This is a genomic window from Dactylosporangium sp. CS-033363, assembly GCF_050942475.1.
In the GTDB taxonomy this organism is placed as follows: Bacteria; Actinomycetota; Actinomycetes; order Mycobacteriales; family Micromonosporaceae; genus Dactylosporangium.
Map to the genome: position 1 here is coordinate 6560077 of NZ_CP192032.1, position 16072 is coordinate 6576148.

Below are 16072 nucleotides of genomic sequence, written 5' to 3' on the forward strand. Positions count from 1 at the left end.
GGCCTACAGCGTCCGCAGGGCGTCCGCCGGGGGCAGCCGCGCGGCGCGGGCCGCTGGATACAGCCCGGCCAGGGCGCCCACCAGCAGGGCCGCGACCAGGCCGGCGGCGGGTGCCTGCGGCGGGATCGCCACCGGGTTGCCGCCGAGCCGGGCCGCGACCAGCGTCGCCAGGCAGCCGAGCCCGATCCCGGCGACGCCCCCGATGACCGCCAGCAGCGCCGATTCGAGCAGGAACTGCGCGGCCACGTCCCGCCGCCTGGCCCCGAGGGCGCGCCGCAGGCCGATCTCCGCGCGCCGTTCCAGCACCGAGATGACCATGATGTTGGCGATGCCGACGCCCGCGACGAGCAGGGCGATGGCGCCGAGGCCGAGGAACAGCCCGACGAACGTCTCCTTCGCCTGGATGCGGGCCAGGAGCACGTCCGAAGGGCGATCCACCTGTACGTCCCGAGGGTTCTCCGGCGACGCCGTGGACCCGAGCACGGCGGTCACCGCGGCCACCTGGTCGGGGTCGACGCGCAGGTAGATGCGCGTCGGCACGCCGCCGAGGCCGAAGAGCCGATCGGCGACGCCGTAGCTGATCAGGGCCGCGGTGTCGATCTCCGGGGCGACTTCGACCTGGGCGAGGATGCCGACCACGGTGAAGTACCGGCCGGCGATGAACACCTGGGTCTGCGCGGTGAGCCGGTCGATGCCGAGACTGCGCGCGGCGGACCAGCCGAGCACGGTCTGCGGGTACTGCTCCGCGACCGGGCCGAGGAACGTCCCGCGCAGGATCCGGACCGAGAGGGTCTGCGGCAGGGACGGCTGGGCGGCCATCACGTTGATGCCGTTGGTGTTCACCGGCGGAATGAGATCTGTGCGGCGGACGGTCGCGCCGTCGATGTTGCCGACCGCGGTGGTCGACTGCACCGGCGGGATGCGGGCGATCATCGGCTGCGCGGTGAGCGGCAGCGGGGTGGGGCTGCCGTCGAAGGTCTTGCCGGTGGCCACGGTGAGCAGGTTGCCCTGCCGGCCGAGCTCGTCCAGCAGCTGCCGCTTCGAGGACTCGGCGACGCCCAGGACGGCGACCAGCGCGGCGATGGCGATCGCGATGCCCAGGGCCGAGAGGGTGGCGCGGACGCGGCGGGCGCGCAGGCCGGCGGTACCGGCGGCGAGCGCGTCGAGGGCCCTCACGCGGCCGCGTCCGAGTCGTGCACGATCCGGCCGTCGCGGAGGTGGATCTGGCGCTGCATCGCCGCCGCCACGTCGGCGTTGTGGGTGATGAGCACGACGGTGGTGTCGTCGAGCGCGGCGAGCACGTCGACGACGTCGCGGCCGTTGGCGGAGTCGAGGTTGCCGGTCGGCTCGTCGGCGAGCACGACCGCGGGGCGCCCGACGACGGCGCGGGCGATCGCGACCCGCTGGCGCTCGCCGCCGGAGAGCTGGGCGGGACGGTGGCGGACGCGGCCGGCGAGCCCGACCCGGTCCAGGGCCTCGGCCGCCCGCCTGCGCCGCTCGGCCGCCGGGACGCCGCGGTAGACCAGGCCGGTGGCCACGTTGTCCAGCACGGTGAGGTGCTCGAGCAGGAAGAACTGCTGGAAGACGAAGCCGATGTGCCACGCCCGGACGCGGGACAGCTGGGCGTCGCGCATGGCCGAGGTGTCGGTGCCGGCGATGCGGACCGTGCCGCTGCTGGGGCGTTCGAGGGTGCCGAGGATGCTCAGCAGCGTGGACTTGCCGGCCCCGGAGGCGCCCGTGATGGCGACCTTCTGCCCGCGGTACACGATGAAATCCACATCGGACAGTGCCGTGACGCGCGCCGGGGGCGGATAGGTCTTGCCGACGCCGATGAGCTCCAGTGCGGGGGTCACGAGGCCGGCACCTCCACGTCGTCGCCCTCGCGCAGCCCGTCGCCGCGGACCTCGACGAGGGTGTCGGAGAACAGGCCGGGGGTGACGGCGAGCAGGGTGCGCTCGGTGCCGTTGCGCCGGTAGACGCCGTAACCGCCGCCGGCCAGGGCGACCAGCGCGGTCACCGGCACGGCCAGGACGCCGGTCACGGTCTGATCGGTGATGCCGACCTGCACCGGGGCCCGGTCCAGGTTCGTGCCCACCTGCTGGTCGTCGAGCGTGACGATGCCGGGCACCAGGACCGGGCCGCCGCGGCCGGACGGGTCCTGTTGCTGCTGCTGGTCCGCGACCGGCGACAGGAACGCCACCGTCCCGCCGACCCGCCGCCGGTCCGGCAGCGTGACGCTCACCTTGTCGCCGGGGTGCACCAGGTGCGTCTGCCCGGCCGGCACGTTGATCGTGACCACCGGCGTCGTCGAGGTCGCCGTGAGGATCGGCTCGCCGCCGTGGACCTCGGCGCCCAGCGTGGCGGTCACCGTGTTGATCCGGATCGCGCCCGGCTGGAAGCTGACCTCGCCCAGCTCGATGCGGCCGGTGACGGTCTGGCCGGCCGCCCGCTGCCAGCGCCGGATCGCGGTCGCGGTGGCGCCGGTGAACGTGGCGTCGGCGGCGGCGAGAAGGCCGAGCGCCTTGAGGTTCTCCTCCAGCGCCCGGACATCCACGCCCGCCGTCATCCCGGAGGCGAACGGCCGGAACGCCGGGCGGTCGGCGAAGAACAGCCGCACCGGCCGGTTGTCGACCTCGTACACGGCGTCGTTGCGGCCGATCACCGCGCCGGGGGCGGGCAGCGCGGTCACCGTGCCGCCGGCGCCCTGCGCGAGAACGGTGTAGGCGCCGCGGTACCCGAGGGCGCCGGACACCTGGGTCCCGTTGGACAGGTCGGTGCGGGTGACCTTCGCCGTCGTCGTGGGGACCTCGGCCGCGGCGGGTGCCGCCCCGCCCGGGTACCGCCACACGAACCAGCCACCGGCCGCGCCGGCCGCGACCGTGGCGGCCGCCGAGGTGAGCAGTGCGCGCCGGTTCATCCCGCCAGGCTCCCCAGGCTCGATGCCTGCGCCTCGGCGTCCAGGACCGTCCGGCAGGCCTCCAGCGCGTGCTGCACCGTCGGATCCGTCTTGTCGCCGGGCAGGTCCTCGGGGTGCACGCCGAAGCCGTGTCCCGGGGTGAACTCGTCGTTGGCGGACGGGTCGCGGTAGTTCGGCAGGCCGTTGCTGCGCATGCACCGCGCGGACTTGACCCCGGCCTGGACCAGCGCCGGCGGGGCCGGCGCCTGCGCGTCGGGGACGAGGTCGGCGGCGACGATCAGGTCGTGGCAGGCCTGTGCGGCCGCCAGAACCGTGTCCCCGTCGGCCTTGTGCAGGCTGCGCGAGTCGGTGAACACGTGCCCGTCGGCGGTGAGGACGGGATCCTTGTACGTCGAGATGCCGTGCTGGCGGATGCAGTCGGCCGCCGCGTGCAGCGCGCTCCGGCGTGCGTCACCGGTCGCCCCCGCGCACGTCGGCTGGTAGCCCAGGTCCTTGTTCGGGGCCCCGCCGTCGCCGGCCGGCTTGCTCGCGCCGGGCGCCGGGCTCTGCCCCGTGTCCCCGATGAGCTGGTTCAGCCCGTCCGCGGCGCCGATGCAGCCACCCGCGGTCGGCGGCGCCGCGCCGGCGGTGCCGCCGAGACTCGGCACGCCCGGCGACGGGCTCGCACTGCAGGCCGCCAGCATCAGGACGGCGCCGAGCATCACGATTCTCATGGGCGCCAGGTGTACGCGCACGGTGATGACACGACCGCTACCCGCCATGTCGGACGGATGTCATCCGGGACAGCGCACAATGGTCGGCATGCGGGTGCTGGTGGTCGAGGATCACGTGACGCTCGCGGCGCGCATCGGGGAGGGCCTGCGCGACGCGGGCATGGCCGTCGACGTCGTGCACGACGGCGCCGCGGCCCTGAGCGGCGCGGCGGAGGTCGGCTACGACGTCGTGGTGCTCGACCGCGACCTGCCCGTCGTGCACGGTGATCAGGTCTGCCGGGCACTGGCCGGTACCGATGGCGCCCGGATCTTGATGTTGACCGCCGCCTCGGGCGTCGACGACCGGGTCGACGGGCTCGAGCTCGGAGCCGACGACTATCTCGGCAAGCCGTTCGCGTTCCACGAACTGGTCGCCCGGGTGCGGGCCCTGGCCCGGCGGGCCCCGTCGGCGCCGCCGGTCGTGCGCCGCGGTGACCTGACCGTCGACCGGGCCCGGCACCGCGCCACCCGCGCCGGGCGGCCGCTGTCGCTGACCCGCAAGGAGTTCGGCGTCCTGGAGCTGCTCATCGCCGCCGACGGTGCCGTGGTCAGCGCCGAGGACCTGCTCGAACACGTCTGGGACGCGCACGTCGACCCGTTCAGCAACATCGTCTCGGTCACGCTCACCCGGCTGCGGCGCAAGCTCGGCGCGCCGCCGCTCATCGAGACCGTCGTGGGCAAGGGCTACCGGATGTGAGCCTGCGCATCCGCCTGACGCTGCTGTACACGCTGCTGTTCGTCCTCTGCGGCGGCGCCCTCATCGCGATCACCTACGGCCTGCTCGCCGCCAACCTGAGCCGGACCACCGTCACCGAGTACGGCCCGGACGCCCCGCCGCCCGAGTTCATCGACGCGTGCAAGCGCGTCCTGAACGGCGGTCCCACCGAGGACGCCAACCTGCGCGGCAAGTGCCAGGCGGCGTACGACGAGGGCCTCATCGCCGGCGTCGAGTCCCAGCGGGAGGCCACCCTCGCCGCGCTGCTGTGGCAGTCCGGGCTGAGCCTGGGCGCGGCGACGCTGCTGTCCGCCGCCGCGGGATGGTTCGTCGCCGGCCGCGTCCTGCGCCCGGTGCAGCGGCTCACCACGGCCGCCCGGGCCGCGACCGAGCACAACCTCTCGGCCCGGGTGGCCCTCGGCGGCCCCCGCGACGAGCTGCGCGAGCTCGCCGACACGTTCGACGGCATGCTCGACCGGCTCCAGCGCTCCTTCGAGGGGCAGCGCCAGTTCATCGCCAACGCCAGCCACGAGCTGCGCACCCCGCTCACCGTCATGCGCACCAGCGTCGACGTGGTGCTGGCCAAGCCGCACGCGACCGAGGCCGAGATGGTCGGCATGGCCCGCGACGTCCGCGCCGCCGTCGAGCACGCCGAGACGCTCATCGAGGCGCTGCTGACCCTGGCCCGCAGCAACGGCGGCCTGCACGCCAGCGAGCCGACCGACCTGGCCACGGTCGCCGAGGACGTGCTGGACGGCACCGACCGCCGCGACCGGCAGTTCCAGAGCGCCCTGGAGCCGGCCCTCACCACCGGCGACCCGATCCTGCTGGAGCGGCTCACCGCCAACCTCGTGGACAACGCGGTGCGCTACAACGAGGCCGGCGGTACGATATGGATCACGACGTCCACAGTGGACGGCCAGGCGCGGCTCGAGGTGGCCAACCAGGGACCGGCCGTCGAGCCCGGCGCGATCGGCGAGCTGTTCCAGCCGTTCCGCCGCCTGCACGAGCGCACCGGCACCGACGGGTTCGGCCTCGGCCTGGCCATCGTCGCCTCGATCGCCCAGGTCCACGGCGGCGCGGTACGAGCGACGCCGAGGCCCGACGGCGGCCTGCGCGTCACCGTGACGCTGCCGGGCTGAGCGTCAGCCGCCGACCGGGATCTTCCAGTGGTACTGGTGCTCCGGCCGCCCGGTCGCCCCGTAGCGCAGCCGGACCTCGGCCACGCCGTCGCGGGCCAGTGCGGCCAGGTACCGCTGCGCGGTGGCCCGGGAGATCCCGAGCTCGTCGGCGACGTCCGCCGCCGTGCGCGGCCGGCCGGCCCGGCGCAGTGCCTCGCTGACCAGCCGCACGGTCACCGCGGACTGCCCCTTCGGCGCCGACGGGCGGTCGCCGTCGTGCAGGACCCGCCAGCAGCGGTCGATGTCGGCCTGGGTCAGGCTGCGCGGACCGGCGGTGACCAGCGCCCGGTAGTGCCGGTACGCGGCCAGCCGGTCGGCCAGCTGCTCGGCCGTGAACGGCTTCACCAGGTAGTTCAGCGCCCCGCGGGCGTAGGCGGCGCGGACCGTGGCGGCATCGGACGCCGCGGTCAGCATGATGGTGTCGACGGTGAGCTCGGTCAGCAGGTCCAGCCCCGACTCGTCGGGCAGGTACACGTCGAGCAGCACCAGGTCGACCGGCCGGGCCGCGAGCTCGCGCCGGGCCGCGGCGGCGCTGCGGGCGGTCGCGGTCACCGCGAACCCGTCGACCCGGTGCGTGAACTCGACGTGGATGCGGGCCACCCGGAAGTCGTCCTCGACGACCAGGACGTTGATCGTCACACCGGCTCCCGCGCCGGTTGCAGGGCCCCGGGCAGGCGCGCCTCGAACACCGCGCCGTGCCCGTCGTGGCCGGGCGCCGCCAGCCGCACGTCGCCGTCCAGGCGCCGGGCCGCCTGCCGGGCCAGGGCCAGCCCGAGCCCGCGGCCGTCCTCGCCGTTCGTCGACACGCCCGAGTCGAAGATCCGCCCGGTCAGCCCGTCCGGGACGCCGTCGCCGGAGTCGACGACCGAGATGTGCAGGGTGGTGCCGTCCTCGAGCAGTGCCAGGTCGACCCAGGCGGGCCGGCGGGCGCCGCGCCGGGCGGCCTCGAGCGCGTTGTCGACCAGGATGCCGAGCACGGTCGTGACCTCGACCGGCGCCGTGACGCGGGTGCCGACCCAGGTCGTGTCCGCGAGGGTGAGCCGCACGTCCTTCTCCGCCGCCTCGGCCGTCTTGGCGTCCACGAACGCCTGCAGATAGGGGTCGTCGACGGCGCGGCCACCCGCGGGCGCGGCCGTGTCGGACACCGCGTGCAGGAACTCGAGCGCCTCGGCGCCGTGGCCGTTGTGCAGCAGCCCGGACAGCACGTGCAGCCGGTTGGCGAACTCGTGCCGCTGTGCGCGCAGGGCGGTGCTCAGCGTCCGCACCGACTCCAGCTCCCGGGTGATGGTCTCCAGGTCGGTCCGGTCGCGCAGGGTCAGCACGCCGCCGAGGTCGCGCTCGTCGCGGCGCACGGCGCGATAGTTCGCGACGAGGACCCGGTCACCGGCGACGGTGATGACGTTGTCGACGGGCGCCCGCTGTTCGACCGCCTCCCGCAAAGAAGCAGGAAGTGCCGCTATGGTACCGCCTGTGCCCGCCACGGGCACGCCCAGTAACCGGGCCGCCTCGCCGTTGCACACCGTCACCCGGCCGTCGGCGTCCACGGCGAGCACTCCCTCGCTGATGCCGTGCAGTACCGCCTCGCGCTCCTGCACCAGCTCCGCGAGCTCGTGCGGTTCCAGGCCCAGGGTGAGCCGCTTCAGCCGGCGCGACAGCAGCACCGAGCCGACGAAGCCCAGCGCCAGCGCGCCCCCGGCGAACAGGGCGGCGACGGCGAGCTCGCTGGTCACGTGCCCGCGGATGTCCTCGATGCGGAAGCCGACGCTCACCTCGCCGACGATCGCGCCGCTCGCGTCCCGCAGCGGCGTCTTGCCGCGGGCCGACAGCCCGAGGGTGCCCTGCTCGACGTTGATCGTGTCGTGGCCGGCCAGCACCTCCGACGGGTCGGTGGAGACGGGCTCGTGGATGCGGTCGGGGTTCGGGTGCGCCAGGCGGATGCCGAGCCGGTTGGTGATGACCACGAACAGCGCGCCGCTGGCCGCCTTGGCCGCCTCGGCCCGGGCCGGCAGCACGTGCTGCGGGTCGTCGGCCGCGGCCGCCGCGGCGATCGCCGGGTCGGCCGCGAGCGTGTGCGCGACGGCGAGGGCGCGCGTGCCGTACTGCTGCGTCATCTCGTCGTCGAAGAGCCAGCTGACGAGCGCGAAGCCGACGCCGACCACGACCACCAGCACGGCCGCCTGCAGGGCCAGGGCCTGCCGCGCGAAGGGCGTGTAACGCAGCCGAAACATGACGGGAGCGTACCGCCGGGGCACCTGAGAAGACCCTGTGAGCAAAACGCGCAATACGCGGCTAACGCGGGCTGCGACCACAACCGGCGCAAGGGTTCGCAGCGCCCGCCGCGCTCCCTACGGTCCCTGGCTACGAAAGGAGTCCGTTGTGAGCGTAATCGTGCTCCGCCAGGCCACCAAGCGTTTCCCGGGCAACGGTGGCCGGCCCCACACCGCCGTCCGGGACCTCACCTTCGCCGTCGAGGAGGGCGAGTTCGTCGCCGTGGTCGGCCCGACCGGCTGCGGCAAGTCCACGACGCTGTCGCTGGTGTCCGGCCTCGAGCCGCCGTCCTCGGGGGAGGTCGAGGTCGACGGCGCCCCCGTCCGCGGCATCCCGGCCGGGGTCGGCTACATGTTCCAGTCCGACGCCGTGCTGCCGTGGCGCTCGGTCATCGACAACGTCGCCGCCGGGCCGCGCTACCGGGGCCGCCGCAGGGCCGAGGCGCGCGCCGCCGCCGCGGTCTGGGTCGAGCGGGTCGGGCTGGCCGCGTTCGAGCGGTACTACCCGCACCAGCTCTCCGGCGGCATGCGCAAGCGGGTCGCGCTGGCCCAGACGCTCGTCAACGAGCCGCGGATCCTGCTCATGGACGAGCCGTTCAGCGCGCTGGACGTGCAGACCCGGGCGCTCATGCAGGACGAGCTGCTGCGGCTGTGGCAGGGCACCGGCGCCGCCGTCGTCTTCGTCACCCACGACCTGGAGGAGGCGATCGCGCTCGCCGACCGGGTGGTGGTCATGACGTCCAGTCCGGCGACGGTGAAGGCCATCTTCGACGTCCCGCTCCCCCGCCCGCGCCGGGTCGAGGAGATCAGGCTCACCGCGGCGTTCGTGGAGACGTACCGCGAAATCTGGGAAAGCCTGCGCGAAGAGGTCGAGCGGGCCCGGAGCGAGGCGGCGCACCGTGTCGGCTGAGGTGGTGACCGCGCCGGCGGCGGCTGAGGAGGTCGCACCGCGCCGCCGGCCGAAGCTCGTCATGTGGGCCGTGCGCCTCGCGGTCGTCGTGGTCTGGCTGGGCAGCTGGGAACTGGCCGCCACGCACTGGATCGACCCGTTCTTCTACTCCAAGCCGTCGGCGATCTGGGAGCGCCTCGGCGACTGGTTCACCAAGGGCACCGCCTTCGGCCCGGTGTGGACCCAGATCAGCATCACCCTGCAGGAGACGGTCCTCGGCTTCGTCATCGGCGCGATCGGCGGGGTGCTGCTGGGCATCCTGCTCGGCCGGGCCCGGTTCGTCGCCGACGTCGCCGCGCCGTTCATCAAGGCCGCCAACGCGGTACCGCGGATCGTGCTCGCCTCCCTCTTCGTCATCTGGTTCGGGCTCGGCCTGTCCTCGAAGGTCGCCACCGCCGTCGTCCTCGTGTTCTTCGCCGTGTTCTTCAACGCCTTCCAGGGCGCCCGCGAGGTCGACCGCAACCTCGTCAACAACGCCCGCATCCTGGGCGCCTCCCGCGTCCAGGTGCTCACCTCGATCGTCGTGCCCAGCGCGATGTCGTGGATCTTCGCCTCGCTGCACGCCGCGTTCGGGTTCGCGCTCATCGGCGCGGTCGTCGGCGAGTACGCCGGCGCCGACAAGGGCCTGGGCCTGCTCATCGCCAACGCCCAGGGCACCTTCGACGCGGCCGGCATCTACGCCGGAATGATCATCATCACCGTCATCGCCCTCCTCGCCGAGTGGCTGCTCACCCTGCTCGAAGGCCGGCTGCTGCGCTGGCGCCCGCCCGTGCAGACCGACACCCAGATCTGAAGGGACCATCCGCATGCGCAAGTTCGTGGCACTCGCCTGCTGTGCCGGGCTGCTGCTGGCCGGCTGCCGGGGCACCTCGCCGGACCAGACCGGCTCCGCCGAGGCACCCACCCAGGTGAAGATCATGGTCGGCGGCATCGACAAGGTCATCTACCTGCCGGCCAAGCTGACCGAGCAGCTGGGCTACTTCAAGGCCGAGGGGCTCGACGTCCAGCTGCTCACCGAGCCGTCCGGCGCCACCGCCGAGAACGTCCTCATCTCCGGCGACGTCCAGGGCGTCGTCGGCTTCTACGACCACACCATCGACCTGCAGACCAAGGGCAAGTGCATCACCAGCGTGGTCCAGCTGGCCGACGTGCCGGGCGAGGTCGAGATCGTCGCGGCGAACAAGGCCGGCCAGATCAAGACCCCGGCCGACTTCAAGGGCCGCAAGCTCGGCATCACCAGCTCCGGCTCGTCGACCGACTTCCTGACCCAGTACCTCGCCACCAAGGGCGGCCTGCAGAGCGGCGACTACACCACGGTCAAGGCCGGCGCGGGCCAGACGTTCATCGCGGCCATCGACAACGGCGGCATCGACGCGGGCATGACCACCGACCCGACCGCGGCCCAGCTGACCAGCACCGGCAAGGGCAAGATCCTGCTGGACATGCGCACCGAGGCGGGCACCCGCGCGGCCCTGGGCGGCCTGTACCCGGCCAGCTCGCTGTACATGGACTGCGCCTGGGTCCAGGCCCACCCCGACGCGGTGCAGAAGCTCGCCAACGCCTTCGTCAAGACCCTGCGCTGGATCAAGGACCACAAGCCCGACGAGATCGCCGCGAAGATGCCGGCCGAGTACGCCGCCGGCAACCCGCAGCTCTACGTCCAGGCCGTGACCGACAGCATCGGCATGTTCAACGGCGACGGCGTCATGAAGGCCGAGGGCGCCAAGAACGTCCTCGAGGTGCTCAGCCAGTTCTCCCCGAACGTCAAGGGCAAGAAGGACCAGGTCGACCTGTCCAAGACCTACACCACCACGTACGTCACCAAAGCCACCGGCTGAGCCGCCCGGGCGCGGCGCTCAGACGCGGAAGCGGCTGAGCGCCGCGGTCAGTTCGTCGGACATCCGGGTCAGCACCGCCGAGGTCTCCCGGGCGCTGGTGACCGCGGCCGACGTGGATCCCGCGGCCTCGGCGACGCCGTCGATGTTGTGGGCGATCTGGTCGCTGCCGCCGGCCGCCACCGAGACGCTGCGGCTCATCTCCGCCGTCGTGGCCGTCTGCTCCTCGACGGCCGAGGCGATCGTGGTCTGGAAGTCGCTGATCCGGTCGATGATCCGCGAGATCCGGTCGATGGCGGCCACCGCCGCCGCCGTCTGGTCCTGGATCGTGGTGATCCGCCCGGCGATGTCCTCGGTGGCCCGCGCGGTCTCCTGGGCCAGGTCCTTCACCTCGCTGGCGACCACCGCGAAGCCCTTGCCGGCGTCGCCCGCCCGGGCCGCCTCGATCGTCGCGTTCAGCGCCAGCAGGTTCGTCTGCTCGGCGATCGACGTGATCACCTTGACGATATTGCCGATCTCGGTCGACGACGTGCCGAGGTCGCCGATGACCGTGGTGGTGTCCCGGGCCTCGGACACGGCCTCCCCCGCCACCGTCGCCGCCTCGGCGGCGTTGCTGGAGATCTCGCGGATCGAGGCGCCCATCTCCTCGGCGCCGGCGGCGAGGCTGGCGACGTTGACCGACACGTCCCGGGCCGCCTGGCGCACCGCCTCGGCCTGCTGCTGGGTGCGCGCCGCGCCGGCGGACAGCTGGTCGCCGGAGGTGCCCAGCTCGCCGGCTGTGCCGCGTAGCGCCCCGGCGTTGCCGGCGATCCCGGCGAGCGTCTCGCGCACGCTTCCGGTCGCCCGGTTCAGCGCGGCCGCCATCTGGCCGACCTCGTCGCGCCCCCGCACGTCGGCGACGTGCGTCAGGTCCCCGTTGCCGACCGCGACGAGCACCTCGGTGACCCGGCGCAGCGGCCCCGTGACCGACCGGGCGACGGCCCAGGCGACGAGCAGGCCGAGCACGATGCCGGCCAGCCCGCCGACGATGATCCACCGGTTGGCGCTGTCACGCAGCCCGTGCACGTGCGCGGCATCGGCGGCGGCGGCCTTGGCCTGCGCGTCGGTCAGCGTCGCGAACTGGTTGTCGACGTCCGCGGTGAGCGCCTCGGCCGCGTTGTAGGCGGCCCAGAACCCGTCGAGGTCGTTCCTGTCGGCCGAGGGCAGCATCTGCTCGTCGCGGATCGTGACGTACGACCGCCAGTTCTGCCGGAGCTTGCCGAAGACGCTCGCGTTGGCGGTCTGCCCCGCGTAGGTGGCCATCGTGGCGTCGATGTCGGCGTCGGTGCTCGCCATCGCCTGCTTGTTCTTGGGCCGCCATTCGGCGTTGGACATGAAGTAGTTCAGCGTGTAGTTGCGGTCGGTGAGGATGTCGGCGCGCAGCCTGGCCAGCGACTGCGTGGGCAGCACGCCGTGGTTGTAGACCGACTCCGAGCCCTTCGCCAGCCGGGCCGAGCTGTTCAGGCTGATGAAGAGCATCACCGCCGACGCCACGACCACGACGATGACCGCCGTGAACACCTTCACCCCGACCGGCGCGTTGCGCAGCCTGCCCGTCACCCCAACACTGGCCATGTCCCGGGACCCCCTCAGAAATCCCATCGGTGCAATCGGGTGCCAGTTGAGGGTTAATCCCCCGGGTACGGTCGGCTACCGCCACCCGGTCGACGGCGCCACCGGCGAGCGGCGGGGCGCCGGGGTGCGATCAGGCGAAGCCGGCGCCGGCGGGTCGGCGCCGGGGTGCGATCGGGCGAAGCCGGCGGTCGGCGCCGGCGGGTCGGCGCCGGGTGCGATCGGGCGGAGCCTGCGGTCGGCGGCGGAAAATAAGAAACGTGCCAGTGGCGCACCGGAAATGCGGCTCGCCCGTTGCACAGAATGGTGGACGAGAACTACGCGGACGCGTTTCAGAATGCCGATGCCGTCGGCAAGTACCAGCATGTCACCTATGCGCCGGGAAGCTATGCCTGGCGGATCAACCAACGGCAGCGCAGCTATCTGCGCGCCGTGGTCCGCCGGGAGTTCGCGGACCTGCGCCCGACGCAGCACGACTTCGCCTGCGGCACCGGCCGCGCGATTCGCAATCTGCACGGGCTGGTCTGGCAGGCGCACGGCTACGACACGTCGCCGGAGATGCTGGCCGAGGCGGTCAGGATGGGCACGGACGCGCGCCTGCACGTCGTCGGCACCGCGGGGCCGGTCCCGGAGCCGGCCGTGACCGGCGGCCCGGCGCTGGTGACGATGTTCCGGCTGCTGCTCAACGTCGACGACGCGGTCCGGGAGCGGGCGCTCGCGTTCGCGGCGAAGACGCTGCCCGACGCCGAGGCCGGGGTGCTCGTCGTGGAGAACCACGGCAACCGCCGGTCGCTGCGGCACCTGCGGGCCCGCCGGCACGCCGGGCGCCGGTGGTTCGCGGAACTGTCCCACGATCAGGTGGTACGGCTGCTGCATCGGCACGGTTTCGAGGTCGTGGCCCGGCGGGGCTTCTCGATGCTCACCCCGGGCTGGTACGAGCGGCCGCTGCTGCGCCACGCGGCCCGCACCGCCGACGGCCTCGCCTGCCGGCTGCCGGGCAGCGCGGCGTGGGCCGTGAACGTGGTCTACGTGGCCCGGCGCACCGCCTAGGGCCGAACCGCGGCCGGGGCCGGCTTGCGCACCAGCGGCAGCAGGAAGAGCACCAGGACCGGCACCCCGTAGGCGACCCAGACGGCGGTCTCCAGCACCGACGGCTGGGGCGTGAAGTTGAAGAGTCCGCGCAGCAGCTCCGCGTACCACGCGGTCGGCGGGAGCACGCCGGTGAGGTCGAAGGCGTAGTCGGTACGGCCCGGGAGGATGTTGGCCTCCTGCAGGTCGTGCACGCCGTACTTGAAGATCCCGGCGGCCACCAGCACCAGCAGCGCGCCCGTCCAGGTGAAGAACTTCGTGAGGTTGATCCGGATGGCGCTGGCGTAGAGCAGCCAGCCCAGCACGACCGAGGTGGCCACGCCCAGCGAGATCCCGACGATCGGCTGCCAGGTGTCCGCGCCCTGGGCCGCGGCGAAGAACAGGATCGCGGTCTCCAGGCCCTCGCGCGCGACCGCCAGGAAGGCCATCGCGGCCACCGCGAACGGCCCGACCTCGATCGCGTCCTCGAGCCGGCCGCGCAGCTCCCTGGCCAGCTGACGGGCCATCCGCCGCATCCAGAAGATCATGAACGTCACGAAGACCACGGCGATCAGCGAGGCGATGCCGTCCACCAGCTCGCGGTTCGGGCCGGACAGGTACGCCGTCCCGGCCTGCAGCAGCGCGGCCACCAGGACCGCCAGCAGCGTCGCGGCGGCCACCCCGGCCCAGGCCCAGCGCAGCAGGTGCTGCCGGCCGCTCTTCACCAGGAACGCGACCAGGATCGAGACCACCAGGGTGATCTCGAGTCCTTCGCGCAGGCCGATCAGGTAGATGGCGGTCATGCGAGCTCCGCGGGTCGGGTGGGCCTCACTTAGGTCAGCGTTACCTTAGGCGATTGTTCACAACTGCACCACCTACAGCATGTAGGATCGGATTCAGCGCACATTCAGGTTCCGTGTGTGACGCTTTCGCCATGAGGGTGGATCCATGCGTCTCCTGCTGATCGACGACGAGGTCGCACTGGCCGAGATGATTCGCGACGGACTGGCCGGTGAGGGATTCACCACGGACCTGATGTTCAACGGCGTCGACGGCCTGTGGGCGGCCACGGAAAGCCCGAACGGGGCGTACGACGCCATTGTGCTCGACATCATGCTGCCCGGCCTCAACGGCTACGAGGTGTGCCGGGAACTGCGCCGCCGCGAGGTGTGGACCCCGATCCTCATGCTGACCGCGAAGGACGGCGAGTACGACCAGGCCGACGCCCTCGACCTCGGCGCGGACGACTACCTCACCAAGCCGTTCCCGTTCGTCGTGCTCGTCGCCCGGCTGCGGGCGCTGATCCGCCGGGGCGCCCCGCAGCGGCCGGTCGTGCTCGCGGCCGGCGACCTGCACCTGGACCCGGCCCGCCGGCGGGTCGCCCGCGGCGAGGACCACATCTCGGTCACCCCGCGCGAGTTCGCGCTGCTGGAGTTCCTGCTGCGCCGCTCGGGCGACGTGGTCACCAAGACCGCCATCCTGGAGAACGTCTGGGACGCGGGCTTCGAGGGCGACCTGAACATCGTCGAGGTGTACGTCGGCTACCTGCGCAAGAAGATCGACCACCCGTACGGCCGCACCGCCATCCAGACCGTCCGCGGCGTCGGCTACCGGCTGGACCCGCATGGCGGCTGAGCGCCTGGCCGCACCCCTTGGTTTCGCCCTGCTGACCGCTCTGGTCGCCGCGCGCTTCGGGCCGCTGATGCGCTGGGATGCCGCCGTGAGCGACGCCGCGCTGCGCTTCGCCAAGGCCCACGGCGGCTGGCGCAGCGCCATGTCGGCAATCACGCACACCGCCGACACCGCGGTGCTGCTGTGCCTCCTGCTGGCCGCGGTGCTGTTCACGCTCTGGCGCCGCGACTGGCGCGGCCTCGCGTTCGTGCTCGGCGCCGCCGTCACCGCGACGGTCCTCCGGCTCACGGTGCTGGCGCTCGTGCACCGGCCCCGCCCGCCCGAACGCCTCACCGCCACGTCCGGCTGGGCGTTCCCGTCCGGGCACACCACGTCGTCGGCGATCGCGGCCGGGCTGCTCGTCGTCGTACTGTGGCCGCTGCTGCCGAACCGCGTCGCCCGAACCGCTGTGGTCGCGGTCGCCGCGCTGTGGGCCGCGCTCGTCGGCATCAGCCGGGTCGCCCTCACCGCGCACTGGCCGACCGACGTGCTCGGCGGCTGGCTGCTCGCGGGTTCGGTGCTCGCCGCGCTCGGCCTGTTCCGGCGGGCCGCGCGGCCCCGAAACTGACGTTCAACTTCGCTTCAGGTGGGCATCCCTACCTTGGGTGCATGACCGATGAGCACACCACGAACGCCGACGAAACCGTTGTCACGCCTGAGGTTCCCGCCGTGCCGCCCCGTCGCGGCTGGCGGAAGTTGTTCGCCACGCCCAAGCGCGCCGCGGCGACCGCCGCACTCGCGGTGGGCCTGCTGATCGCGGTGCCGTGCGGCGTCGCCGGCGTTGCCGTCGGGCTCGTCGCCGGGTCCGAGTTCGGCCACCACAACGACAACGAGGCCGACGGCGGGGAGCACGGCAACCGCGACGGGGAGCACACCGACCGCGGCGGCGACGAGAACGGCCGCCAGAACAACGAACAGAACAACGAACAGAACAACGAGCAGCAGGACGAGAACTCCGGCCGCGGCGCGACCCCGACCGGCCCGGCGACGCCACCGGCAACGGCCGTCCCGACCACACCCAGCGCGCCGTCCCCGACGGCGTAAACGCTCCCCGCTCGGGAGGTGCACCGCATGCGGTACTCCCGGTGGCTCGGCCGGGCCACCGG

The 16072-nt window shown here is 73.0% G+C and carries 17 protein-coding genes; 9 read left to right on the top strand and 8 right to left on the bottom strand.

Annotation, left to right across the window (positions count from 1 at the left end):
- Nucleotides 1-3 precede the first annotated feature (3 nt).
- From ACQPZ4_RS30295 to ACQPZ4_RS30310, 4 genes are read right to left on the bottom strand one after another with little or no spacing between them, the layout of a single operon-like run.
- A complete protein-coding gene (locus ACQPZ4_RS30295; RefSeq protein ID WP_433042748.1) occupies nt 4-1176 on the bottom strand; it encodes an ABC transporter permease in 1173 nt (390 codons plus the stop codon).
- Nucleotides 1173-1853: an ABC transporter ATP-binding protein gene (locus ACQPZ4_RS30300; protein WP_433042751.1), complete on the bottom strand. Its 681-nt coding sequence runs from the start codon at nt 1851-1853 to the stop codon at nt 1173-1175. The genes ACQPZ4_RS30295 and ACQPZ4_RS30300 overlap by 4 nt, the downstream gene beginning before the upstream one ends.
- Nucleotides 1850-2917, bottom strand: a complete 1068-nt coding sequence (locus tag ACQPZ4_RS30305; RefSeq protein WP_433042754.1) for a peptidoglycan-binding protein — start codon at nt 2915-2917, stop codon at nt 1850-1852. The genes ACQPZ4_RS30300 and ACQPZ4_RS30305 overlap by 4 nt, the downstream gene beginning before the upstream one ends.
- On the bottom strand, nt 2914-3630 hold the full coding sequence (locus tag ACQPZ4_RS30310) for a hypothetical protein (RefSeq protein WP_433042756.1): 717 nt from the start codon (nt 3628-3630) through the stop codon (nt 2914-2916). The genes ACQPZ4_RS30305 and ACQPZ4_RS30310 overlap by 4 nt, the downstream gene beginning before the upstream one ends.
- 88 nt (nt 3631-3718) lie before the next feature.
- Between ACQPZ4_RS30310 and ACQPZ4_RS30315 the strand changes: the two genes are divergently transcribed.
- Nucleotides 3719-4366, top strand: coding sequence for a response regulator transcription factor (locus tag ACQPZ4_RS30315; protein ID WP_433042759.1), 648 nt, complete (start codon nt 3719-3721; stop codon nt 4364-4366).
- Entirely contained in the window at nt 4363-5526 is a 1164-nt protein-coding gene (locus ACQPZ4_RS30320; protein ID WP_433042762.1) for a HAMP domain-containing sensor histidine kinase, read from the top strand. Before ACQPZ4_RS30315 ends, ACQPZ4_RS30320 begins: the two co-directional genes overlap by 4 nt.
- A gap of 3 nt (nt 5527-5529) precedes the next feature.
- Here ACQPZ4_RS30320 and ACQPZ4_RS30325 read toward each other — a convergent pair whose 3' ends face one another.
- Nucleotides 5530-6204, bottom strand: a complete 675-nt coding sequence (locus tag ACQPZ4_RS30325; RefSeq protein WP_433042765.1) for a response regulator — start codon at nt 6202-6204, stop codon at nt 5530-5532.
- Complete coding sequence (locus tag ACQPZ4_RS30330) at nt 6201-7793, bottom strand: ATP-binding protein (RefSeq protein ID WP_433042768.1); 1593 nt, start codon at nt 7791-7793, stop codon at nt 6201-6203. Before ACQPZ4_RS30330 ends, ACQPZ4_RS30325 begins: the two co-directional genes overlap by 4 nt.
- Before the next feature lie 148 nt (nt 7794-7941).
- Between ACQPZ4_RS30330 and ACQPZ4_RS30335 the strand changes: the two genes are divergently transcribed.
- From ACQPZ4_RS30335 to ACQPZ4_RS30345, 3 genes are read left to right on the top strand one after another with little or no spacing between them, the layout of a single operon-like run.
- On the top strand, nt 7942-8742 hold the full coding sequence (locus ACQPZ4_RS30335) for an ABC transporter ATP-binding protein (RefSeq protein WP_433042771.1): 801 nt from the start codon (nt 7942-7944) through the stop codon (nt 8740-8742).
- Entirely contained in the window at nt 8732-9574 is an 843-nt protein-coding gene (locus ACQPZ4_RS30340; RefSeq protein WP_433042774.1) for an ABC transporter permease, read from the top strand. The genes ACQPZ4_RS30335 and ACQPZ4_RS30340 overlap by 11 nt, the downstream gene beginning before the upstream one ends.
- Nucleotides 9575-9587: 13 nt before the next feature.
- Nucleotides 9588-10619 carry an ABC transporter substrate-binding protein gene (locus ACQPZ4_RS30345; RefSeq protein ID WP_433042777.1) on the top strand — a complete coding sequence of 344 codons (1032 nt, stop codon included), beginning with the start codon at nt 9588-9590 and terminating at the stop codon, nt 10617-10619.
- 18 nt (nt 10620-10637) lie between these two features.
- Here the strand turns inward: ACQPZ4_RS30345 and ACQPZ4_RS30350 are convergent, their stop codons facing one another.
- Nucleotides 10638-12230 (bottom strand): methyl-accepting chemotaxis protein, encoded by a 1593-nt coding sequence (locus tag ACQPZ4_RS30350; RefSeq protein ID WP_433042780.1) that lies wholly within the window; start codon nt 12228-12230, stop codon nt 10638-10640.
- 300 nt (nt 12231-12530) lie between these two features.
- On the opposite strand from ACQPZ4_RS30350, the gene ACQPZ4_RS30355 reads away from it, so the two are divergent.
- On the top strand, nt 12531-13277 hold the full coding sequence (locus ACQPZ4_RS30355; RefSeq protein ID WP_433042783.1) for a methyltransferase domain-containing protein: 747 nt from the start codon (nt 12531-12533) through the stop codon (nt 13275-13277).
- Here ACQPZ4_RS30355 and efeU read toward each other — a convergent pair.
- A complete protein-coding gene (gene efeU, locus ACQPZ4_RS30360; RefSeq protein WP_433042786.1) occupies nt 13274-14098 on the bottom strand; it encodes an iron uptake transporter permease EfeU in 825 nt (274 codons plus the stop codon). The two genes, ACQPZ4_RS30355 and efeU, sit on opposite strands and share 4 nt — an antisense overlap.
- A gap of 145 nt (nt 14099-14243) precedes the next feature.
- On the opposite strand from efeU, the gene ACQPZ4_RS30365 reads away from it, so the two are divergent.
- The 3 genes from ACQPZ4_RS30365 to ACQPZ4_RS30375 are packed head-to-tail and all read left to right on the top strand — an operon-like array spanning nt 14244 to nt 16010.
- A complete protein-coding gene (locus ACQPZ4_RS30365; protein WP_433042789.1) occupies nt 14244-14930 on the top strand; it encodes a response regulator transcription factor in 687 nt (228 codons plus the stop codon).
- Entirely contained in the window at nt 14920-15534 is a 615-nt protein-coding gene (locus ACQPZ4_RS30370) for a phosphatase PAP2 family protein (RefSeq protein WP_433042792.1), read from the top strand. Before ACQPZ4_RS30365 ends, ACQPZ4_RS30370 begins: the two co-directional genes overlap by 11 nt.
- Nucleotides 15535-15575: 41 nt before the next feature.
- Nucleotides 15576-16010, top strand: coding sequence for a hypothetical protein (locus ACQPZ4_RS30375; protein WP_433042795.1), 435 nt, complete (start codon nt 15576-15578; stop codon nt 16008-16010).
- The last annotated feature ends 62 nt before the right edge of the window (nt 16011-16072 follow it).